Source organism: Niallia circulans, assembly GCF_007273535.1.
In the GTDB taxonomy this organism is placed as follows: domain Bacteria; phylum Bacillota; class Bacilli; order Bacillales; family Cytobacillaceae; genus Niallia; species Niallia circulans_B.
On sequence record NZ_RIBP01000001.1, the window covers coordinates 113,211 to 135,776 of the forward strand.

Sequence of the window (22,566 nt, forward strand, 5' to 3'; positions counted from 1 at the left end):
AAGGGAGTGGGAAGTATCGACAGTATAAAAGTGAAAAGTCCAAAAGACTGCGGTAACTCACCTAAAAAAAGATTTATTAACGAACATATTATTGCTTTAGCAAGGCAAGACATCGGTTTATTAGAGACCACCTTTTCAAATAATAGTCATTGGAATATTGTCGGAAAAGTTCAGGCTGCTGGAAAACAAGAGGTACTGGAGGCGGTACTTGACCGCTTTAATGGAGAAATAAAGGAAATTGAAATTCAGCAAATCATTACACATGGCAGCACGGCTGCTGCTAACGGCAGCTTTAAAACAGCAGAAGGTCGTGAGTTCTCCTTCTGTCATTTATATCAATTCGTCAGTGCAGGAAAAAATGTAATCAAGGAAATGACTACATATTTAATCATGACAAGTGAATTGGGGGAGTATAATGATGGAGCCTGAATGGCTGAAATGGGCGAAGGAACTGCAAGCAATTGCCCAAACAGGATTGGCTTATTCAAAGGATGTATATGATAAGGAAAGATTTGAATCAATCCGAAGAATAAGTGTCGAGATATTGGCTAAATATACTAACGTGGATTCTTCCATCATCAAGGACTTATTTGCAAACGAAACTGGCTATGCAACACCAAAGGTCGATATCAGAGCGGCAGTATTTTTCGATAAGAAGATTTTGTTAGTAAAAGAAAAAACGGACGGCAAATGGGCATTGCCTGGCGGTTGGGGAGACATCGGCTTATCTCCAAGTGAGGTTGCTGTTAAAGAAGTGCAGGAGGAATCTGGATTTGACGTGAAAGCATTGAAATTAATGGCTGTGTTTGACAAGAAATTTCATGACCATCCTCCGTCTCCAATCCATGTTTATAAGCTGTTGATTCAATGTGAAATTATTGGAGGTCTTGCAGCAGAAGGTATAGAAACAAGCGCTGTACAGTTCTTTGCAGAAAACAACCTCCCGCCGCTGTCATTGCCAAGAAATACAGAGGCACAGATCCATCTTGCCTTTAAGCATTTATATAATCCAAATGAGCCAGTATATTTTGATTAATATTTTTAATAATTTTTTAAAAGCTGTTGACAACTAACGATAATTATTTTATTATTATCTCATATTCAAGATATATTAAATCGAGATATTAAAGCAGCTTCGTTTTTATTTTTTTAAATAAATATCTCGAATTCAAAATAAATTCATTAAATGAGTGGAGGAAAATGAAATGAGCAAAAAAACAATGGGAATTCACCATATTACAGCAATTGTCGGGCATCCACAGGAAAACGTTGATTTTTATGCAGGTGTATTGGGATTAAGATTAGTGAAACAAACGGTTAATTTCGATGACCCTGGAACATATCACCTTTATTTCGGTAATGAAGGCGGCAAGCCTGGGACAATTATTACGTTTTTCCCTTGGGCAGGAGCAAGGCAAGGAGTGGTTGGAGATGGTCAAGTAGGTGTCACTTCCTATGCTGTGCCAGTGGGAGCATTAAGTTTCTGGGAAGAAAGATTAGAAAAGTTCAATATTCCTTATGAAAAAGCAGAGCGCTTCGGAGAAGTTTATCTTGAATTTAGTGACCCGCATGGCCTTCAGCTTCAGTTAGTTGAAAGAGCAAGCGGAGAAGTAAATACTTGGACATTCGGCAATGTGACTTCAGATGTGGCAATTAAAGGTTTCGGTGGTGCAACGTTGTTGTCTGCACAACCAGAAAAAACGGCTGAATTGTTAGAGCATGTGATGGGACTTGAAGTAGTCGGACAAGAAGACAATATTATCCGATTCCGTTCAACAGCTGATATCGGTAATATTATTGATCTAAAAACAACAACTATTGGCAGAGGTGAAATGGGAGTCGGGACTGTTCATCATATTGCTTGGCGTGCTACTGATGATGCAGATCAATTAGATTGGCAGGAATATATCGCAGACAAAGGATATGGTGTAACAGCAGTTCGTGACAGAAACTACTTTAATGCTATCTACTTTAGAGAGCATGGAGAGATATTATTTGAAATTGCTACAGATCCTCCAGGTTTTGCTCATGATGAAACGCTTGAAACAATGGGAACAAACTTGAAGCTGCCAGCGCAATATGAGCAGCATCGTGCACAGCTTGAAAAAGTCCTTATCCCAATTGAAGTAAAACAGCTAGATTAACTGTGTGAAGCCATAATAATATGGCTTCACCGGAAGATTTATTTAAATCATAAAAAAAAATGAAGAAATAATAGAGGAGAAGATGAAAATGGAAGATTTAGGTTTATTGTTAATTCGAGTAATGGTTGGGATTGTGTTTATGTTTTATGGATCACAGAAGCTGTTCGGAATATTTGGTGGACACGGCATAAAAGGAACAGGCGGCTGGTTTGAGTCTATTGGTGTGAAACCAGGGGTACCTGCAGCAGTATTGAGCGGTCTTGGCGAGTTTATAAGTGGGATTTTGTTTATTATCGGTTTATTTTTACCTTTGGCAGCAGCAATCATAACGATCATTATGGCTGGAGCAATTGTAAAGGTTCATGGTTCGAAGGGATTTGCCAATGGTGCAGGCGGTTATGAATATAATTTAATGCTTATTGTTGTGGCAATGGGAATGGCATTAGTTGGACCAGGAGCATTTGCATTAGGCCTATAAGAAAATAAGTAGAGACACGGATATTGACCTTTATCTAGGTAGATGTTATAATTATCACGAATTAAAGATATCTTAATTAAAAATAAAAAAAATATATTTTTTCGCTCATATCTCGAAATCGAGATAATAATAGGAGGACTCTTCCATGAATGAATTAAAAGGACTTCATCACATTACAGCAATTACAAGCAGCGCTGAAAAAATTTATGAATTTTTCACTAATGTTTTAGGATTAAGACTAGTGAAAAAAACAGTTAATCAAGATGACATCCAAACATATCATTTATACTTCACAGATGATGTTGGCAGTCCTGGTACAGACATGACGTTTTTCGATTTTCCAGGTATCCCAAAAGGAGTGCACGGCACGAATGAAATTTCGAAAACCTCCTTCCGTGTGCCGACAGACGCAGCTCTGGCATATTGGGTAAAACGCTTTGACAAATACGATGTAAAGCATAAAGGCATTCAAGAGCAATTTGGTAAAAAGACGTTATCATTTGTCGATTTTGACGATCAGCAGTACCAGTTAATATCAGATGAAAAAAATGAAGGAGTTGCAGCGGGTACGCCGTGGCAAAATGGTCCAGTACCATTAGAGTTTGCGATAACTGGTTTAGGACCGATTTTCGTGCGAACATCTTATTTTGATTACTTTAAAGAAGTATTAGAGAAAGTGTTCCTTATGAAGGAGTTAGGTCAAGAAGATTCCTTCCATCTATTTGAAATGGGTGAAGGTGGTAATGGGGCACAAGTAATCGTGGAATTCAATAACATTCTTCCACAAGCTCGCCAAGGTTTCGGTACAGTTCACCATGCTGCATTCCGCGTGGCAGATCGCGCTGAACTGGATGAGTGGACAAATCGCTTATCAAGCTTCCAATTACCAAATTCAGGTTTTGTGGAGCGCTACTATTTCGGCTCCTTATACTCTAATGTGGCACCACAAGTATTATTTGAATTGGCAACAGATGGACCAGGATTCATGGGTGATGAGCCTTATGAAACCCTTGGAGAAAAATTAGCACTACCGCCATTCTTTGAATCAAAACGGGAGGAGATTGAGCAGCTTGTCCGCCCGATCAACACTGTTCGCAGCACTCTAAAAATAGACAAAGAATATTTGTAATAAAAGGGGATTATGTTAATGGGTTTTTTCAGTAAACTATTTGGAACAAAACAAGAGGAGGAACAAACAATGGAAAAATTAAATATCGGTATTATACTTGGATCAACTAGAGAAGGACGTGTAAGTCCACAGGTTGGCGCATGGGTGAAGGAATTAGCAGACAAACGCGGTGATGCAAACTATACAGTTATTGATATCGCTGATTATAAATTGCCATTTTTAGGTGAGCCGGGAGCGGATGCTTCAGGAGCTGCTGCTTGGTCTGAAATTATCGCCAAACAGGACGGTTTCGTATTTATCGTGCAAGAATACAACCACTCTATAACAGCAGCGCTGAAAAATGCTTTAGATTTCCTTCGTGATGAATGGAATAACAAAGCTGCAGGAATCGTATCCTACGGTTCAGTTGGAGGAGCTCGTGCAGCAGAGCATTTGCGCGGAATACTTGGAGAATTGCTAGTGGCTGACGTTCGAGTACACCCAGCATTGTCTTTATTCACTGATTTTGAAAATGGTACAGAATTCAAGCCGAAAGAAGTCCAAGCAGAGTCAGTTAACCAAATGCTAGACCAAGTAATCCCATGGTCAACAGCATTGAAAACTATCCGTAAATAATTGAAAGAAAATAAGCCTGTGCATGCTGCACAGGCTTATTAGTCGTTCCAGGGGAGTTAAATAGTTACAGAGAATCAAACTAAGTCAAAACGCATCTTGCTTTGCAATGTTCGTGTTTGGCTTTACTTTTATTAAAATCGAGAATGAACTCTTTCCCCTTGTACCCAAACTTCTTTAATGTTTTCTGGACGAACAAGGTAAATTATTTTTTGAAAAATGTCATCTAAAGCTTCATGAGCATCAAAAATAGGAAGCTTAGCTGATGGCATTTTTGTATCAATAATTTGGACGTCCCACGTATAATTTTCTTCTAATTTTCCAATAGGCAGGCTTAAGCTTTCACCACCGCCAGCAGTAGCTAAGTAAAAGGCTTCATGAATAGAAATGCGAGAATCTGCCACTCCTCGTTCTTCAGCGGCAAGAGCAGTACTGACACCATCCTCGAGCATCCTTGACGAAACCACTGCTTGTTTGGCATTGTCGTAAATACTTGGAGTTGCTCCTGCTGAAATATCTGTTCCAAGGCCAATGTCGATTCCCATCGCTTGCAATCTTTTTAACGGTAATACACTGTTGGCAAAGTAGGCGTTTGAAAGTGGACAATGGCTTATGGCTGTTCCAGTGCTAGCGAATAATTCAGCATCCTTGTCATCGAGGAAATTACTATGAGCCATAACAGATTTATCGCCTAACAATCCGAAATCATGAAGTGCGAAAGCATCATTTTTCTTAAATCTATCCTTCACATATTGATGAGCCCAATCACTTTCACTGCAATGGGACTGGATATGAGTATCGTATTTAGCAGCAAGCTCACCAAGCCCTTGCAATGCTTCATCTGAACAGCTCGGAATAAAACGCGGCGTAACAACAGGGTAGACACCTTGCTTTACTTCTCTAGCTAAGTCCTTCATTGCAAGGATAAATTCCTCCGTATCTTTTATAGCTGTTATTGGATTTGCATCTCGGTAGTAGTCTGGATTTTGGTCTGGATCATCCATTACTACTTTACCAACAAGGCCACGTTGTCCTTTTTTAGCGCAAATTTCTGCTAATAATAAGCTTGCTTCCTTGTGGACTGTCGCAAAATAGAGGACAGTGGTGGTCCCGTTGGCGAGTAAGGTACTAACTAAATCCTCATACACCGTTTTGGCGAATGCCAAATCTGCATATTTTGCTTCAAGCGGGAATGTATAGGTATGCAGCCAATCATACAGCGGAAGATCAAGAGCAGTACCTGATTGGGCCCATTGCGGGGCGTGAACATGTAAGTCGACAAAACCAGGTAAGAAATATTGTCCTTCTTCTAATTGACGAAAGTTCGCATCCTCTTTATGTTTGGCAATAAGAGAAGTGTATTCCTCCTGTTCAGGGCTAACAACCTTTTCAATCATCCCGTTGCTATTTACAAAGAACAAATGATTTTCCATAATAGTTACTTTTTTAGGAGAGTAACTGCTAAATGCAGTACCATGAAAAATATACGTATAATTAATAATAAACACCTTCCTATAGTTCGTGTTTTGTGGTAATATAAATATTGTAATAGATGATTAGTAGCTAGTCTACATGAAATCAGATAGTTTTACTAGATTTTAAAAATTTAGAAAAAACTATTTTCGAAAAATATCTTGCACTAAAAAAAAATCGTGGTATTGTAGTAAAAAACAAAACTAAATAGTGTTTTTCATATAATCGTGGGGATATGGCCTACAAGTTTCTACCTGTTTACCGTAAATAAACTGACTATGAAAAGCAAAAAGAATGGCTTACTGATATAGGTCTATTCTTTTTGATACTTTGAATCTATAAAGCTCGAAGTACATGCTTTTCTGTTGGTGGGAAAAGTATGTACTTCGAGCTTTTTTAAGTTGGTAGAAACTATTGATTATATGAATGTCTAGTAACCTACAGGGGGAATGGGAGAATGGCAAAAGGTATGAAAGAGAATAGGACGACGGAAGAAAAAGAAAATATTTCCGTTGGCAAGTCGATATTTCTAGGTTTACAGCAGGTTTTAGCAATGGATTTATTTATACCGCCGATCATCTTGGCAGGTTTACTTTCGTTTTCTGTAGCAGATAGTGCTTTGTTGATTCAAATGACATTTATTGCTTGTGGTATTGCCACAATTATTCAAGCAGGATTTGCAATGAGGCTTCCTGTCATGCAAGGGCCGTCATTTGTGCCATTGAGTGCATTGGCAGCAATTGGCACAACATCAGGTATTGGGGCGATGATTGGCAGCTTAATACCAGGTGCGTTAATCGTTGCTTTATTAGGTTATCCACTTAAGGTTTATAGTAAGGTTGTTAGAAAAATCATTCCACCAATCGTTGCAGGAACTGTGATTGTGGTTGTTGGCCTTTCATTAATGCCAAGTGCGATTAATTCTATTTATTCAGCAGAAGGTAGCTTTGGAGAGAACATCCTTATTGCTACAATTACAGCTGCTATTCTTATATTTTGTATGTATGTTGGCGAAAAAGCGAAATCCAAATGGAAATATATTAAAGTTGTGTCCGTTGTATTAGCACTTATTATCGGTTCCATTATTGCTTCTTTCTTTGGTTTAGTACATTTTGATTCGCTTAAGACAGCTGCATGGTTCCAAATGCCAGGTCTATTTTCTTTCGGTATGCCTGAGTTTAATCTCCATGCCATTATCGTAATGATCGTTGTTTACCTTATTGTCACTATAGAAACTACCGGAACTTGGTTTACTGTAAGTAAAGTAACTGGCGAAGAGCTAGATGACAAGCGTTTAAATGGTGGAGCACTTGGTGAAGGGTTAGGCTGTTTTGTTGGTTCCTTCTTTGGAGGAACACCGGTAACAGGTTATTCTTCTAATGCTGGAATTATCGCAATAACTGGAGTGAAAAGCCGTAAACCAATTATTGTAGGTGGAGTTATATTAGTTTTACTTGGTATGATGCCAAAGCTTACAAGCTTAATCGCATGTATTCCTAGTGTGGTTGTGAATAGCGTTTTTGCAATTTTATGTGTAGTTATCATGATGAATGGCTTTAAAGTTATTAAAGATGAAGCATTCACTGAAAGAAATATGCTTGTTATTGGTGTGCCAATTATGCTTGCATTATTCGCTGTATTAATGCCTGCAGACGTTTTAGCAGGATTGCCAGAAATCGTTACTTATTTTGTATCATCTGGAACAGCTATTGGTGCGATTGCTGCATTGGTTCTGAACTTAGTGTTACCACAGAAAAAAGACGATAAAGTCAAAGTTAATGATGTTTCCATGAACGTAAACTAAGAAGAAAAGAGGAGAGTCAACACTATGCAACAGGATAGACTATGGAATGAATGGCATCCAGTATGTAAAGCAGAGGAGTTATTGGAAGATCCAAAACAGGTATTCGTGCTTGGCGAAAGAGTCGCTATTTTCCGCAATGAAAAGGGAGTTCATGCTTTTAAGGATTTATGTATCCACCGTGGCGCCGCCCTTTCCCTAGGAAAGGTGAAAAACGGGAAGTTAGTGTGTGCCTATCATGCATGGGAATATGATTGTGTTGGCGCATGTGTGAAGATACCTGCCCTTCCAAATGGCAGAGCGATTCCAAAAAAGGCTAAAGCAACTGTTTATCATTGTGAAGAACATCTTGGATTGATCTGGGTGAACTTAGGCGATAATCCTGCTCCCCTTATTTCTTATCCAGAATACAATATGGAAAATCATCGGACTGTTATTTGTGGTCCTTATGATGTAAATGCAAATGCACCAAGAATAATTGAGAACTTTCTGGATGTGTCACATCTTATGTTCGTACATGAAGGCCTGCTTGGTGACGAGGATCATGCGGAAATAGTTGATTATAAGGTGGATTTTATCGATAATCGCTATATTACAAGCAAGATTCCTGTTTACCAGCCAAATCCAGATGGTCGTTCAAAAGGCGGATATGCAGACTATGTATACGAAATCTTAAACCCAACAACAGCTCGTTTTACGAAAACATCTGAAGGCTCTGATGATGCATTAACGATTTTGCTAGTTGTTAATCAAGCGGGTAACGAACAATCACAGGCTTATATGCTGTTATCAAGAAACTATGACTTGGATATGCCTGACGAACCATTTGTTGAATTCCAAGATACGATTTTCTATCAGGATCTTGATATTGTACAAAGTCAAAAACCAGAACTGCTTCCGTTAGATTTACAAGCAGAATTACATCTTAAATCAGATGCGCTAACAATTGCATATCGCAGATGGTTAAATCAATTGGGTGTTGAGAATGGAACTACACCAGTATTAGAGAGAGTGTGAGCACGGGGTTACCCGTGCTTTTTTTTGTTGTTCGGGGTGGGTGGAAAGCGAGTGTTCATAATCGAAATGAAATGAACTATTTTTAAAAACAAACTCTAATTTTAATCCCAAGCTTCATTGTTTCAAAGTTAGGGAATCATTTAAATTTCTTGTTTAGTTAGGTTATATCTTGTTTTGTCCCAACCTGTTTACGACACAACAGATAAAAATGTACAAGCACTCATTTTAATACTGAATACCATATATGAAGTTGATGGAAAAAGAGTGTGATGAAAATGAATAAACGAACAAGGACTAATTCTGCCTCAAACCCTAGTACAACAACCCAGCCTGGCTTACAGGCAACGTCAAGCTACACTGTCAACATAGCAGTTATTGGAGACAGTCATGTAGGCTACTTGAACAGCCAAAGTATTTTTAATAACTTTCTTCCAAGGGCGATAAATAGTGGGACGAAAAGATATGTTATTTTTGGCGGGGACAATGCCCATGCATTAGGAGCTTTTACAACAGCAGAGGCGCGAAGCTATTATCAGCAGTTTAAAAATATTGTTGATCATAATTTGGGACCGAAAAATATCTATTACCGCACATCTATAGGGAACTGGGAGGATACGAGCAGAAATGATAGCAGAAGTTTATTTCTGCAATATTTTAACCCATTAACAGGCAGAGTAAGTATTCCAAGAACAAGAGGGTTAGTGCAGCATGTTTGGCTTGATAATGGGACTGGAACATTCAGCCAAGACAGTATTAATCTATTAAATAGTTTAGATCCTAATCATTACTATATTATTGATACGCATTGGCCCCTTTATGTACCGGGGATATATAATACGGTAAGCTCAGATCATGTTGTGAGCAGACAAGAAACAGACCGGTTTTTTAATGCAATCCCAGCCAACGTGAGAAGCAGAATCCTTGGTATCTTCACACATCATGCCCATGTTTTTTATTCAAAGCTAACAAATATTCATGCTAACTTTCCGAATACGCCATTTTTTGTGACTGGTTGTTCTGGTGATTACAAATGCTCGTCGTTTGAAAGTGGCTACTATGATGCAGATATAAGCATCCAGAGTAATAATCAAGCATCATTACAGGTGAGAAAAGTGATACTGTAATTCTGTTAAATAATGGGCTGAAGTACCCTTGATAAAAATATTCTTGCTATTTTTTATTTTATTTGATAAGATATAGGAAGCGTATACAGAACGGATTGTAACTGTTAAATCAGGCAAAACCGATTACCTTATTTTTAAAGGGTGGGTTTTGCCTTTTTCTCTATATATCGGAGGGTAACAAAGTGAAAATCGAAAAAATATTAAACAACAATGCGGTTATCTCAATAAAAGATAATCAAGAAATTATTATCATTGGTCGTGGGATAGCTTTTCAAAAGCGAGCTGGTGATCAGATTGCCGAGGACCAAATTGATAAAATTTTCACTTTAGAAAACGAAGATATGAGGACGAATTTCAAAACCTTGATAGCTGATATGCCGATTGAATATATGCAATTATCAGAGAAGATTATTGCTTATGCAAAGATGAAGCTTGGTAAGAAATTAAACGAAAGCATTTATATTCATTTAACAGACCATATTTATTATGCGGTGGATCGCTTTAGGAACCATCTTCCAATAAAAAATGGATTGCTTTGGGAAATAAGACAACTGTATCGAGATGAGTATGAGGTAGGTCTTGAAGCATTGAATATGATTTGTGATCAATTTGGTGTAATCTTGCCAGAGGATGAAGCAGGATTTTTGGCACTTCACTTCATCAATGCAGAATTGAATGAAGAGATGCCAGTTGTACATGATATGACAAAAATCATGCAGGAAATCTTAACACTTGTCAGGTATCACTTTAAGATTGATTTTAATGAAAATTCTCTGCATTTCTATCGCTTTATTACCCATCTTAAGTTTTTTGCGCAGCGTTTAGTGAAAGGTAATCACTATAACAGCTCAACAGATGACGATTTATATCAAGTAATTCAAATGAAATACCCTGATGCACATACATGTGCGCTGAAAATAAAGAAATTTATTGAAAGCATGTATACGTATGTGTTAACAGACGAAGAAATGATCTATTTAACCATTCATATAGAACGAGTTGTTAAAAGCAATAATGACAAATAGGGTTGTAACCTAACGGGCAAAACCTAAATCAAACAGAAATGTTTTGATTTAGGTTTTTTTGTTGGAAATTTTTACGTCAATAGGGAATGAATATAAGTGTTATAAAGAAAAGGAGAAGAGAACATGAGTAATACTAAACTTGCTAATGACATTGTCGATTTAGTCGGCAAAGAAGAAAATATCTCAAGCCTTGTGCACTGTGCAACACGCTTGCGTTTCAAATTAAACGATAGCAGTAAAGCAAACAAAGAAGCATTGCAAAACCTAGACGGGGTGCTAAGTGTTGTCGAAAGCGGCGGACAATTCCAAGTTGTAATTGGCAGCCATGTTCCAGAAGTTTATAAAGAAATAAATAAAATTGCTAATATTGGCAGTGTAGAGCAAGCTCCATCGAATGCCCCAAAGCAAAGCGTTGGTGCACAGATTTTTGAAGTTATATCACGCAGTTTCTCCCCATTAATCGGAGCACTTGCTGGTGCAGGTATGTTAAAAGCAATCTTAACAGTATTAACAATGAGTGGATTGTTATCAACGACAAGTGGTACGTACTCTATCCTGTCTGCAGCTGGAAATGCTGTATTCTATTTCCTGCCGATTCTGTTAGGGATAACGATTTCGACTAAACTTGGCGCAAATCCGTATGTTGGTGGAACAATCGGTGCCGCGTTACTTGAGCCTAATTTCACAGGGTTAATGACAGATACAAGCAATGTGTCTAGCTTCATTGGAATACCAGTCGTACTGATGGATTATTCCTCCACTGTATTCCCTGTGTTTATTGCAATTTGTATTTATGCACTTTTAGATAAGTTCTTAAAGAAAATCATTCATAAAGACTTGCAGTTATTCTTAGTTCCAATGCTTTCATTAATGATTATTGTTCCATTAACAGTGTTGGCATTCGGTCCATTTGGAGTGTATGTAGGAAACTGGATTGGTGATGGAATCAGCTTCTTAAGTTCGAAGAGTGGTTGGTTAGCAGGTGCCGTTATGGGTGCAGGCTGGACGTTCTTAACAATACTTGGACTTCACTGGGGTCTTGTCCCACTTATCCTTCAGAATTTGGCAGAAGGCTATGATCCTTTAATGGCAATGCTGTCAGCAGCTGTATTTGCCCAAATGGGATTAGCAGTTGGTATTTTCTTAAAAGCAAAAGACAAAAAGGTAAAAACAGTTGCTGGTTCAACTTTCTTACCAGCAGCATTAGCAGGTGTAACAGAGCCAATTATCTATGGTTTGTTGCTTCGTAATAAACGAACAATTCCGTTTGTGGCGATTGCTGGAGCAATCGGAGGGGGAATAAGCGGGGCGCTTGGAAATAAAGCAATGTCATTTGCTTTCCCAGCTTTCCTAACAATCCCAGCCTACACACCAATTGTTTCCTTTATCATTCCAATGCTTATCGCATTTGTGATTGCTCTAGTACTAGTATTAGTACTTGGCTTTGAAGATAAGAAGAAAAAAGACGAAGTTCAAGCAGAAGAAGTTGCTAAAGAAACAGAAAAAGTAGAAGTACCAGCAGAACCACTTTTAAAGCAAGAAGTTATTCTTAGTCCATTAACAGGGACTGTTCTTCCACTATCAGAAGTAGATGATGCAGTATTTGCTTCAGAAGCAATGGGGAAAGGAATAGCAATCGAGCCAACTGTTGGAAAAGCGATTTCTCCAGTGAATGGAACGATTACAACTATTTTCCCAACTGGTCATGCGATTGGTATTACGTCAACAGATGGAGCAGAAATCTTAATTCATATAGGTATTAATACTGTTCAATTGAACGGTCAACACTATACACCGCTTGTAAAGCAAGATGACGTAGTAAAACAAGGCGATGTGTTAGTAGAGTTTGATATTGAAAAAATCAAAGAAGCTGGCTATCCAGTAACAACACCAGTGATTATCACAAACACAGGTAAGTATACAGAAATCATTGGAACAAGCGAAGAAAGCATTGTCCAATCAAAAAAATTATTAACAGTTATTGTTTAAACCAATGTGAATAAGGAGAGAGTGGTACACTATTCTCTCCTTAAATATAAAGGAGGAAACAACCATGACAGCAACATTTAAATTCCCAGAAGGTTTTCTTTGGGGCGGCGCAACTGCAGCAAACCAATTAGAAGGAGCTTCTAATGAAGGCGGAAAAGGACTAAACACACCAGACGTATTGCCAGGTGGAAAAGTTCGGTTGAAAGTACTTTCAGATCCAGGCTTTGACTTTGAATTAGATACAGAGAAATATACATATCCAAACCATGAGGCAATCGACTTCTATCACCGTTATAAAGAGGATATCGCACTTTTTGCGGAAATGGGGTTTAAGACGTTCCGTATGTCTATTGCTTGGTCAAGAATTTTCCCAAATGGTAACGAGCTAACTCCTAACGAAGAAGGCTTAGCATTCTATGACCGTGTGTTTGATGAGCTATTAAAATATAATATTGAACCAGTTGTAACGATTTCACACTATGAATTGCCGATTCATTTAGTAAAAGAATATGGTGGCTGGAGAAGTCGTGAATTAGTAACATTCTTTGAACGTTATGTAACGGTTTTATTCAACCGTTATAAAGATAAAGTAAAATACTGGATGACATTTAATGAAATCAACAGTAGTCTTCATATGCCAATCCTTGGTTTAGGGTTTGCAATCCAAAACGAAGAAGACCGTTATCAGCCAACATTCCAAGCATATCATCATCAGTTTGTAGCAAGTGCAAGAGCGGTTCAGCTTTGCCATGAAATTATTCCTGGTGCACAAATTGGCTGTATGCTTGTATATCTGCCAACATATTCTGTTGATTCCAATCCAGAAAACGTGCTTTTCGCATTGCAAGAAGAACAAATCTTTAACTATTTCTGTGGTGATGTGCAAGTGCGTGGACATTATCCTGCATTCATTAAGCGCTATTTCAAAGAACATAATATTGAGCTAGATATTCAAGACGGCGATTTAGAGCTTATTAAAGAAAATACAGTTGATTATGTTGCACTTAGCTACTATATGTCACGTACAGAAAAGAAAGACAAAAAACCAGAAGAAGTCGGCCAAGGTAATATTTTGGGCGGAATAAAAAATTCCTTCTTGAAAGCAAGTGACTGGGGCTGGGAAATTGATCCAACTGGTTTAAGAATTTCACTAAACCAATTATATGATCGCTATGAAAAACCACTATTCGTTGTCGAAAACGGCTTAGGTGCTTATGATAAAGTAGAAGAAGACGGAACTATTAACGATGATTACCGGATTGATTACTTACGTGAGCATATTAAAGCAATGGGAGAAGCAGTACAAGATGGTGTCGAGCTTATGGGCTATACACCGTGGGGCTGTATCGACCTAGTAAGTGCATCAACAGGTGAAATGTCAAAACGCTACGGTTTCATCTATGTCGACAAGCATGATGATGGCAGCGGAACATTAGAGCGCAGCAAGAAAAAATCATTTGACTGGTTCAAAAAGGTCATTTCAACTAATGGTGAAGAGCTTTAATAGTAAGAAGCATGGGACTTGGTCTCATGCTTTTTTGTGTATTCAATAAGTAAACATAAGAAACGAAAAATGGAGGAAAAATAAAAAAAAGGAGGTTGTTATATGTTGAAATATTCGGCAGTTATATGGATGCTTATGTTACTTTTTTTTCCTTCTCAGGCTGGGGCGCAGCAACAGGTGCCAATCCTTATATATCACTCTATTGATGAATTTAAAGGCCAAGGCTCTAAAGAGCTTTACGTAACACCGGAAAACTTTGAAAAACAAATGCTATATTTACGAGACAATGGTTTTACTTTATTAACATTCGAACGATGGCAGGATATTTCAAAGGTAAAAAAGCCAATCTTTCTTACATTTGATGATGGATACAAAAATAATATGAATGTATATTCTATCTTTGAAAAGTTGAAAACAGAACAATTTCATCCGAGAGCTACTTTTTTCGTTATTTCAGACTTTATCGGCCGTTCCAACCGTTTATCGAAGGCTGAATTGAAAAAGCTTGCTGATAGTGGAATGGTCTCTGTCCAATCACATACTGCGACACATCCCGATTTAACGAAGATAACAAATTATACGGAAGAGCTGAAGGGTGCAAAAGATACTATTCAGAGCATAACAGGAAAACCAGTTATTTCTGTAGCTTATCCTTATGGCAGCTTTAACAGCAAAGTTATCGAGGAAGCGAAAAAATATTACTCATTCGGATTAAGTACAACACCACAATATTATTTCGAAAATGGTCTTAACAATGAGTTATTTCTGCTGCCGCGTATATATATTAAGTACTCCACTTCGATGAGTGATTTTGAAAAAATAGTAAACGGTCGACAGATATTATCAAAAAAGCAGATTACGAAAAAACCACTAATGAGTTATTGGAAAATAACGTGAGATAATTTATGAAAGTTATATGTCATTTTTCCAGATTTTGAGACGCTCCTTCACTATTAGGATATGATAGTAAAAACATGGAATGGGAGAGAGGGTAACACAATGAGTATAACTGTTAATATACCTAAACAGGACGACAAGCGTAAAACGCTACGGTTTTTGACAGGGATCATCATTATTGCTTTAGCTGTATTATACATAGTTGCCTACTTCAATTTAAAGCATGATGTAGCGAAAGAAAATATGCTCTTAAATACTGTGAAAGGCGCAAATACACAATGGAAAAGCTCAGGTAAGGAAGTTCATTTGTGGAGTGCGATTTCCTATTTCCAAGCAGAAAAAACGATTGGTGGACAGAAGATTGTTACAAATTCAATGAAGGAGAAGGTTAGTGTTCTTGGCAACATGGAATCGGTATCAGAAGCTTCAATCCTAGCAAGCAGCAGTTATGAGGATGAGGGAAGCAAAGAGTTGCTTTTTTATGATCCGAAAACAGACTATAAGAACCTGCCGCAGGAGCTGAAGATGCTGGCTAACATGGACAGTAATACAATGGCAGAGCTTGCTCTTTCGTTCGATAAAGCATATTCTTTAGCAGAATTAGAGGAGAAACTTGGCTCCACACATGTTAATTGGCTTTGGGTAGACACAGCAACAGATGCAGAATTAAGTAAAATGAATATATCGCTAAAAGAAGATAAAGCTTACGTTGGGGATTCAACAATCGGTTTTCAAGTGAAAGGTGCTGGCTTTGTGAGTCAAGGACAAGTATTTCTTGATAAATTAAAGAAGCTCAGTGATGATAAAGAATATCAAAAGGAAGCTGAACTTGTTTTAACTGGAATAAACAAGAGTGCTTTTCCGTCCGTAAAAGATATCAAAGTGAGAGGTGCTGTCGTTTCAGGAACACCAGAACAGTTAGCTGCATTTATGAAAGTTAAAATAATTAAAGCATCGACTATAGGAACAAAAATACACCAGTTATAAAGGAAGGCGGGAGGCTTTGAAACATGAATGGAGAAAGCATGAAAAGAGCTTGTATTTGCCTAAAGCAGCACCAGAGCTTGTCGAGGTACCAGGACACAAGTTTTTAATGATAGATGGACAAGGCAATCCCAATGAAGAAGAGTTTGCCGAAAGGGTTAAAGTCTTATATTCAATGGCATATGCTGTTCGTATGATGCCTAAAGGAGGATTTACTCCTCCTGGTTATGTAGAATATACAGTTTATCCGCTCGAAGGAATATGGAGTTTAACAGAGAAAGGCAGGAAGCTCACAGAACTGAATAAAAATGAATTCCTATATACAATCATGATAAGACAGCCGGAGTTTGTGACAAAGGAAGTTGTACTAATGGCTTTAGATAAAGTAACGAAAAAGAATTCTCACCCTTTTTTAGAGCAAGTGTATTTCCAAACCTCGGATAAAAGCCTTAATGTCCAAATGCTGCATATCGGCCCATATGATGACGAACCGAAAAGCTTTGCCATTATGGACGAGTTTGCTAAGGATAATAACCTCCTAAGAATAGAAAAGGAGCACAGAGAAATATACTTGTCTGATGCAAGGAAAGTGGTTCCAGAAAAATTAAAAACCGTATTAAGATATAAAGTTCAACAAAAATAAAGCTATAAAAAAGGGAACTTGCTTGAGTTCCCTTTTTCGGCTGCTATTGTGGGATAAAGTCATAAATAATTAAAGCAATGGAAAGTAAAGAAATGGTGAAAAAGAGTATAGTATTACCGAAAATCGAGATAATTTTAATCTTTGATTTTTCCCCTTTAAATCCGAAAACAACCCCTAATATAGGTGTGATAATCAGAGGTGCGAAAAACAAATATCCTAACCATTCATATCCATTGAAATATGTATTGCCTGTTGGAGTAAATAGACTGCCAACCATGTATGCCAGTAATGTCCAACCAATTGTTCCTAGGAAGCAATAAAAAGAGAAGGAAGTATAAATATTTTTCATTAGTAAATAACCTCTTCCAATAATTGTCTTGTTGATTCATAATATACAATTAATGGTATCAATAAAAGTGCAATATTACCCGATTGAAGGACAACAAACTAAAAAGGCTATAAGCAAGTTAGCCTATATCAACACTAAAATGGAGTGATGAAAATGAATGAAACAATATGCCCTCAATGCAACAGCGACAATATAAACAAGGGAGTTATTGCATCTGGAGTTAACGACTTGCATATGTATGCTTATGATAACAGAAGACGCGGGTCCTCCCCAATTTTGTCTTATTACTGTGGGAAATGTGGCTTTATTATCGGCTCATTTGTAGAAAATCCGGCTAGACTTACAGACTAGTAGGGTCATTGTGATAGATGGAACTCTATCAGCAGAAGCCATCACGAAAAAATTAATAAACAGGATAAGGAGCAAAACGTAAATGAACGTTAGAATCTCAGCAAAAGCAATTATTATCGACAATGATAGGCTATTGTTAACAAAAAATAAAGACGACGAAGGGTATTTTTATTTATTCCCAGGAGGCGGACAGGAGCATGGGGAGACATTACATCATGCGGTGAAAAGGGAGTGCTTAGAAGAAATTGGCGAAGAAGTCGAGATTGGTGAGCTGTTATTCGCCCGAGATTACATCGGGAAAAATCATGAGCACGCATCCTTTGATTTTAACTTTCATCAAGTCGAGCATTATTTTATATGCCGCTTGATAAGCGACAATAATATTCTACCAGTAAATCCTGACAGTCACCAAGTTGGGATAGAATGGCTGCCCATTCAACAATTACAAAACTATAGGGTTTATCCGAAAGAATTGCTTTCGTATCTTATCAAATATATAGAAAAAAGCTCAACTCCAGTATATTTAGGGGATATAAATTAAGCCTGCTAGTCTTTCAGCTTTAGACAAGTTTAGGAGTTTTCCTTACTTAATCTCTCTTAATGGCTTCCCTTCATGAAGTTCCTGAATTCCTTCTTCACATACCCCATAGGAACGCCAGGAGCATGTTTCACAAATGATGGGAATATCAGACGGCACAGCATGTGTTAGAATAGCAGCTTCAACCTCCCGCCAATGGATAATATCACCAACATGAAGTCCCAGTTTTTTTAAAAAAGCAGCATCTCTATCATATATATGACTGTCTAAACAGTGGTACTTTCCTGAGTTAGGATATTTCTCGCATAATTGATCTGGACCGTCTACAATTTGAACAAATGTTTCAGGATTCTTCCGCAAAGTTTGATGCAGCTTAGTCATGTTTTTTACATACTCTGCCGAATAGCCCATTCCCCGGTATCCTAACAAGCAGAAAAGATGATGACCCCGAATTTTAAACATGAAACCCCTCCTGTACTGTTAATATGTAAACTATAATTATCATTTGGTTAACTTATTATTAATATAGCATTTATTTCATGCAAGCGTAAATAATTTTCTAGTAGCTAATATTTGGGGAATTGCCACAGGAAATTCTCAAGGATTATATAGTGAATTGTAGAAAAGGCGCCATAATCTTAAAGTTAAGTTAGGTGGCGGACTGTTTAACAAAGCTTCCTATTTTCATCTATGTTTTTTATGGATGACTTCCAGAGGTTTAGATGCGAATTATAAGGGGCTAGCAACTATGCTAGCCCCGATTTCATATTTTAAATGTTTACGATATTCTCATCGGTATTTTTAGCGGCTAATGCTCGTCTGCGACCGAGTTCAATATCCATATCTGTCCGCTTCTCATCCAGTTTATAAAAAAACATGGTAATCCCTATCAATACACAAATAACTAATGGAACCCAGATAAAGCTGATCTCAATATAATGTAAGGCAGTTGTCGATTGGGTGGCATTTGGCACATAACCGCCCAATTTCAAGAACACCCCTACAAGCGCACTGCCGAGACCTAAGCTAACTTTAACAAAAAAGCCTTGGAAAGCAGCGATCATGCCGGAAATACTGCGATGGTTTTTGTACTCTGAATAATCAATAACGTCTGGCTGAATGGAGAAGGTAGTGCCGAATATTCCATAAATCCCAAGTCCTGTTATTGTTAAGCCGGCAATCAACAGGGAAGGGGAGGTTTTTCCGAAATAAATAACTAAATCGCCGATAATATAAATGACAGTACTTAAAAGCAATACGGTTTTTTTCGGCATTTTCTTTTGCAGCCATGGTAATAGAAGCAGCATTGGCAGACCAGATAATATCCCGAATAGTCCTACAAATGTAAGCCAATCTGTCCTTCCTAGATTATAAGTGAAATAGTAAATGACGGTTGTATTGCGAATAACAAAAAGGCCAAAGTATAGAAAATTTAAAATAAAGAAAATAACAGCCGGCCCGGTTAATCCTTTAAAATCCTCTTTAAAGGAAGATTTGCCTGGCTGGACGGTTGGTGGCACAACTTCCTTTGTATTGAAGAAGGTAAACACAAATACAAACACAGCTGCGATACCATATATACTCATTGTCACTAAATAACCTTTTTGGTCATCTCCCTGACCGAAGTAATGAACCATAGGTGTAGTTATCGTCATAACTAAAGCGCTTCCAATCAACGCGCAAATCATCCTCGTCGAAACTAACCAGTTACGCTCATGATTATCAGAAGTTAATCTTGGCACAATGGTATTTAAAGGGATATTAACGACTGTATAAGCAATGTTTAATAAGCAGTATGTGACATATGCCCAGAGAATTTTACCTGACATGCCGACATCAGGAACAATAAAAGTCATAATCGTAAAGACGGCGAATGGTATTGCTCCAATGATGAAATAAGGTCTACCTTGTCCCCATCTTGTTTTTGTCCTGTCTACTAATAATCCCATGCCAGTATCTGCAAATGCATCGATGATTTTGGTTACTAACATTAAAGTACCAGCAACCGCTGCACTAATGCCGAACACATCAGTGTAGAAAAAAAGAAGATAAGACGCCATTGTACTAAATACGAGGTTGCAGGCGAAATCGCCTGCCCCGTATCCAATTCTTTTTTTCCATTTATCCATTTTGTCACAACTCCCTTTGCAAATAGTTACTTAGTCAGCGTGCTGAAATGTTAGTCAGTGTTTTCATATCTGTTTTTAAGTTTTGATAGATTGATTTATACACCTTGTAATAGTCATTATATTTACGATGATTTTCTTGATTAGGCATAATTTTATCATCTAACACCTGCCACTTTTTCACATCGTCATAAGTAAGTAGACCTGTGCCAATACCAGCAAGCATGACATCACCCATATTTGCTTCTACATCATGAATCGGACATACGATTGGATAGCCTGTAACATCTGCGAAAATTTGTCTCCAAAGCTTCGACTTCGTAACACCGCCGGCAAGGAGAATGTATTCACCTAAATATTCTCCAGTTGCTTCAATTGCATCTCTTAAGCTAAAGGCAACCGCTTCCAAAAAGGCTCGATACATATGTGCTTTCGTATGTGCCAGCGAAAGGCCGACAATGGTGCCTTTTGCATCAGAATCCCAAATCGGACTTCTTTCCCCCATAAAGTAGGGGAGTACAACTATGCCATCACTTCCTGCTGGAATGTTAGCGGCCTGTTCATTTAATACATCATAGGCATTTTTGCCACCTGCTTTTTCTGCTTCCAATTCAAATTGACTTAAAGTTTGCCGAAACCATTTTACAATCGCACCTGCAGTCGCTCCTCCTGCGAAATGGTAGGAAAGACGTTTAGCATCATATAAATACGGCCAGACAATTAAGTCTTTTCCTTGCACTGGTTTATCGGAAATCAATGCTGCACACATCGACGTACCAATTGCTGCTGCATATATCCCTGAATCGAATACACCAAGCCCAATAGTTGCTGCACCGCAGTCAATCCCACTTGCAATAACAGGCATTCCTGCAGTCAGTCCTAGTTCGGCTGCAGCTTCCTTCGTTAATCCACCGACAATATCTGTTGATTCGACAATCTTTTCAGGCATCATGGAGACAGGAATATCCATTGCCGCCATCATTTCCTTTGACCATGTTCGATTATTCATATCGAATATTCCACCAATATTTCCTGCAGAGGAATAATCAATAACAACCTCACCAGTTAATTTATAGATGACATAATCATTTGGCGGTAAGAAGAGTTTCGTTTTGCTCCAGTTTTCAGGCTCATTATTTTTCATCCACAATATTTTCGTATACCCATAATAAGGATCTGCTCCATTATGAGTAACCTCAAGCAGTTTCTCTTTTCCCATAGCTTCAAGGGCCCAGTTTGCTTCTTGTTCTGCTCTGCGGTCCATCCAAATCATACAAGGCCTTACAGGCTCCATATTCTCATCCAATGGGATACCGGAGCCGCCGTAAAGGCCGCTGACAGCAATTCCACGTATATTCTCAGGGGGGATTCCCGATTTTAATACAGTGTTTTTAATAGATGCTTTCGCCGCATCAAGCCAAACAGATGGCCATTGCTCTGCCCACAAAGGCTTTGGTGTTAACACATCGTATTCCTGCAGATCTTGAGCAATTAGATTGCCATCTGTGTCCATTAGTATTGTTTTTGTACCAGATGTGCCAATGTCTGTGCCGAGTAAGTAGTTCATCGTTCAAAACCTCCTAGGAATCTATTAAATTGCAGTAAATGCTCCATCAATGACAAAGTCTGATCCAGTCGTAAAGCTGCTTGTGTCTCCTGCGAGATATACACAAATGGATTGAAGCTCCTCAGGTCTGCCCATACGCTTAAGCGGTGCCATTTCATTCCATTGTTCGATAAGCGGCTTTAGGCTTGGTGAGTTTAAAGTAAGCTCTGTTCCGATGTAGCCTGGGCTGATGCAGTTAACGCGCACATTTCTTGTTGCCCATTCAACTGCAAGTGATTTCGTCAGCTGTATGACACCTGCTTTAGAAGCATTATAGGAGGCCTGTGGCTGCGGTACATTTACAATATGTCCTGACATGGAGGCTGTATTAATAATGGAGCCGCCGCCTTGTTTTAACATAACCTTTCCAGCAGCTTGAGCTGTCAGGAAAACACCTGTGAGATTAATATCAATGACTTTCTTCCATTGATCAAAAGTCATTTCCTCTGCAGGTATATTCATGCAGATTCCCGCATTACAAAAAGCAACATCCAAACGGCCGAAATTTTCCAATACAGTATCAATCATAGCGCTTACATCTTTAGGGTTAGTAACATCTGCTTTAATAGCGATCGCCTTAATCCCATTATTCTCTGCTAATTCCTGCGCCGTTTTTGTAGCTTCGTCAATATCTAAATCAACAATGGCGATATCTGCTCCAGCTTCAGCGAAGGCAGTCGCAACGCTTTTGCCAATTCCTCTTGCACCACCAGTTACAAAGATTTTTTTTCCGTCTAAACGCATTTTTTCAATAATACCCATTGTTATCATTCCTT

23 protein-coding genes and 1 riboswitch are annotated in these 22,566 nt (G+C 38.2%); of the genes, 17 read left to right on the plus strand and 6 right to left on the minus strand.

The window, feature by feature from the left end; genetic code table 11:
* The first annotated feature begins 30 nt into the window (after window positions 1-30).
* From CEQ21_RS01520 to CEQ21_RS01545, 6 genes are all read left to right on the plus strand, one after another.
* Window positions 31-429 (plus strand): hypothetical protein, encoded by a 399-nt coding sequence (locus CEQ21_RS01520; RefSeq protein ID WP_185762937.1) that lies wholly within the window; start codon window positions 31-33, stop codon window positions 427-429.
* Window positions 419-1,036, plus strand: coding sequence for an NUDIX hydrolase (locus CEQ21_RS01525; protein WP_185764044.1), 618 nt, complete (start codon window positions 419-421; stop codon window positions 1,034-1,036). The genes CEQ21_RS01520 and CEQ21_RS01525 overlap by 11 nt, the downstream gene beginning before the upstream one ends.
* A gap of 169 nt (window positions 1,037-1,205) precedes the next feature.
* The gene (locus CEQ21_RS01530; RefSeq protein ID WP_185762938.1) at window positions 1,206-2,144 is read left to right on the plus strand and encodes a ring-cleaving dioxygenase; all 939 of its coding nucleotides are present in this window, start codon (window positions 1,206-1,208) and stop codon (window positions 2,142-2,144) included.
* 88 nt (window positions 2,145-2,232) lie between these two features.
* Window positions 2,233-2,622, plus strand: a complete 390-nt coding sequence (locus tag CEQ21_RS01535; RefSeq protein WP_185762939.1) for a DoxX family protein — start codon at window positions 2,233-2,235, stop codon at window positions 2,620-2,622.
* Window positions 2,623-2,767: 145 nt separating this feature from the next.
* A complete protein-coding gene (locus CEQ21_RS01540) occupies window positions 2,768-3,751 on the plus strand; it encodes a ring-cleaving dioxygenase (protein WP_185762940.1) in 984 nt (327 codons plus the stop codon).
* Window positions 3,752-3,769: 18 nt separating this feature from the next.
* Window positions 3,770-4,366 (plus strand): NADPH-dependent FMN reductase, encoded by a 597-nt coding sequence (locus CEQ21_RS01545; protein WP_127739496.1) that lies wholly within the window; start codon window positions 3,770-3,772, stop codon window positions 4,364-4,366.
* A 131-nt stretch (window positions 4,367-4,497) separates the two neighbouring features.
* On the opposite strand, the gene guaD is transcribed toward CEQ21_RS01545, so the two are convergent.
* Window positions 4,498-5,865: a guanine deaminase gene (gene guaD / locus CEQ21_RS01550; protein ID WP_185764045.1), complete on the minus strand. Its 1,368-nt coding sequence runs from the start codon at window positions 5,863-5,865 to the stop codon at window positions 4,498-4,500.
* Between the two features lie 168 nt (window positions 5,866-6,033).
* Window positions 6,034-6,135, plus strand: a riboswitch (purine riboswitch).
* 158 nt (window positions 6,136-6,293) lie between these two features.
* On the opposite strand from guaD, the gene CEQ21_RS01555 reads away from it, so the two are divergent.
* From CEQ21_RS01555 to CEQ21_RS01595, 9 genes are all read left to right on the plus strand, one after another.
* On the plus strand, window positions 6,294-7,640 hold the full coding sequence (locus CEQ21_RS01555) for a nucleobase:cation symporter-2 family protein (protein ID WP_235907138.1): 1,347 nt from the start codon (window positions 6,294-6,296) through the stop codon (window positions 7,638-7,640).
* Between the two features lie 24 nt (window positions 7,641-7,664).
* Window positions 7,665-8,654, plus strand: a complete 990-nt coding sequence (locus CEQ21_RS01560) for an aromatic ring-hydroxylating dioxygenase subunit alpha (RefSeq protein WP_185762941.1) — start codon at window positions 7,665-7,667, stop codon at window positions 8,652-8,654.
* A gap of 275 nt (window positions 8,655-8,929) precedes the next feature.
* On the plus strand, window positions 8,930-9,778 hold the full coding sequence (locus CEQ21_RS01565; protein WP_235907139.1) for a hypothetical protein: 849 nt from the start codon (window positions 8,930-8,932) through the stop codon (window positions 9,776-9,778).
* Between the two features lie 182 nt (window positions 9,779-9,960).
* A complete protein-coding gene (gene licT / locus CEQ21_RS01570) occupies window positions 9,961-10,803 on the plus strand; it encodes a BglG family transcription antiterminator LicT (protein WP_185762943.1) in 843 nt (280 codons plus the stop codon).
* A gap of 123 nt (window positions 10,804-10,926) precedes the next feature.
* Complete coding sequence (locus CEQ21_RS01575) at window positions 10,927-12,792, plus strand: beta-glucoside-specific PTS transporter subunit IIABC (protein ID WP_185762944.1); 1,866 nt, start codon at window positions 10,927-10,929, stop codon at window positions 12,790-12,792.
* A 64-nt stretch (window positions 12,793-12,856) separates the two neighbouring features.
* Complete coding sequence (locus CEQ21_RS01580) at window positions 12,857-14,296, plus strand: glycoside hydrolase family 1 protein (RefSeq protein ID WP_185762945.1); 1,440 nt, start codon at window positions 12,857-12,859, stop codon at window positions 14,294-14,296.
* Between the two features lie 102 nt (window positions 14,297-14,398).
* Window positions 14,399-15,193: a polysaccharide deacetylase family protein gene (locus CEQ21_RS01585; protein ID WP_185762946.1), complete on the plus strand. Its 795-nt coding sequence runs from the start codon at window positions 14,399-14,401 to the stop codon at window positions 15,191-15,193.
* Between the two features lie 102 nt (window positions 15,194-15,295).
* Window positions 15,296-16,180, plus strand: coding sequence for an anti sigma factor C-terminal domain-containing protein (locus CEQ21_RS01590; protein WP_185762947.1), 885 nt, complete (start codon window positions 15,296-15,298; stop codon window positions 16,178-16,180).
* Between the two features lie 16 nt (window positions 16,181-16,196).
* Window positions 16,197-16,820 carry a GyrI-like domain-containing protein gene (locus tag CEQ21_RS01595; protein ID WP_185762948.1) on the plus strand — a complete coding sequence of 208 codons (624 nt, stop codon included), beginning with the start codon at window positions 16,197-16,199 and terminating at the stop codon, window positions 16,818-16,820.
* Window positions 16,821-16,863: 43 nt separating this feature from the next.
* Here CEQ21_RS01595 and CEQ21_RS01600 read toward each other — a convergent pair whose 3' ends face one another.
* A complete protein-coding gene (locus tag CEQ21_RS01600) occupies window positions 16,864-17,169 on the minus strand; it encodes a hypothetical protein (protein ID WP_185762949.1) in 306 nt (101 codons plus the stop codon).
* Between the two features lie 153 nt (window positions 17,170-17,322).
* Here CEQ21_RS01600 and CEQ21_RS01605 point away from each other — a divergent pair, with 153 nt between their 5' ends.
* Both CEQ21_RS01605 and CEQ21_RS01610 read left to right on the plus strand, forming a co-directional pair.
* A complete protein-coding gene (locus CEQ21_RS01605; protein ID WP_185762950.1) occupies window positions 17,323-17,520 on the plus strand; it encodes an acetyltransferase in 198 nt (65 codons plus the stop codon).
* Window positions 17,521-17,602: 82 nt separating this feature from the next.
* Window positions 17,603-18,061, plus strand: a complete 459-nt coding sequence (locus tag CEQ21_RS01610) for an NUDIX domain-containing protein (protein WP_185762951.1) — start codon at window positions 17,603-17,605, stop codon at window positions 18,059-18,061.
* Window positions 18,062-18,103: 42 nt separating this feature from the next.
* Here the strand turns inward: CEQ21_RS01610 and CEQ21_RS01615 are convergent, their stop codons facing one another.
* The 4 genes from CEQ21_RS01615 to CEQ21_RS01630 all read right to left on the minus strand — a co-directional run bounded on the left by CEQ21_RS01615 (window position 18,104) and on the right by CEQ21_RS01630 (window position 22,552).
* Window positions 18,104-18,520, minus strand: coding sequence for a DUF1284 domain-containing protein (locus CEQ21_RS01615; RefSeq protein ID WP_185762952.1), 417 nt, complete (start codon window positions 18,518-18,520; stop codon window positions 18,104-18,106).
* Between the two features lie 308 nt (window positions 18,521-18,828).
* A complete protein-coding gene (locus CEQ21_RS01620; protein ID WP_185762953.1) occupies window positions 18,829-20,187 on the minus strand; it encodes an MFS transporter in 1,359 nt (452 codons plus the stop codon).
* Window positions 20,188-20,221: 34 nt separating this feature from the next.
* On the minus strand, window positions 20,222-21,751 hold the full coding sequence (locus CEQ21_RS01625; protein ID WP_185762954.1) for an FGGY-family carbohydrate kinase: 1,530 nt from the start codon (window positions 21,749-21,751) through the stop codon (window positions 20,222-20,224).
* A gap of 24 nt (window positions 21,752-21,775) precedes the next feature.
* A complete protein-coding gene (locus CEQ21_RS01630; protein ID WP_185762955.1) occupies window positions 21,776-22,552 on the minus strand; it encodes an SDR family oxidoreductase in 777 nt (258 codons plus the stop codon).
* Between the last annotated feature and the right edge of the window lie 14 nt (window positions 22,553-22,566).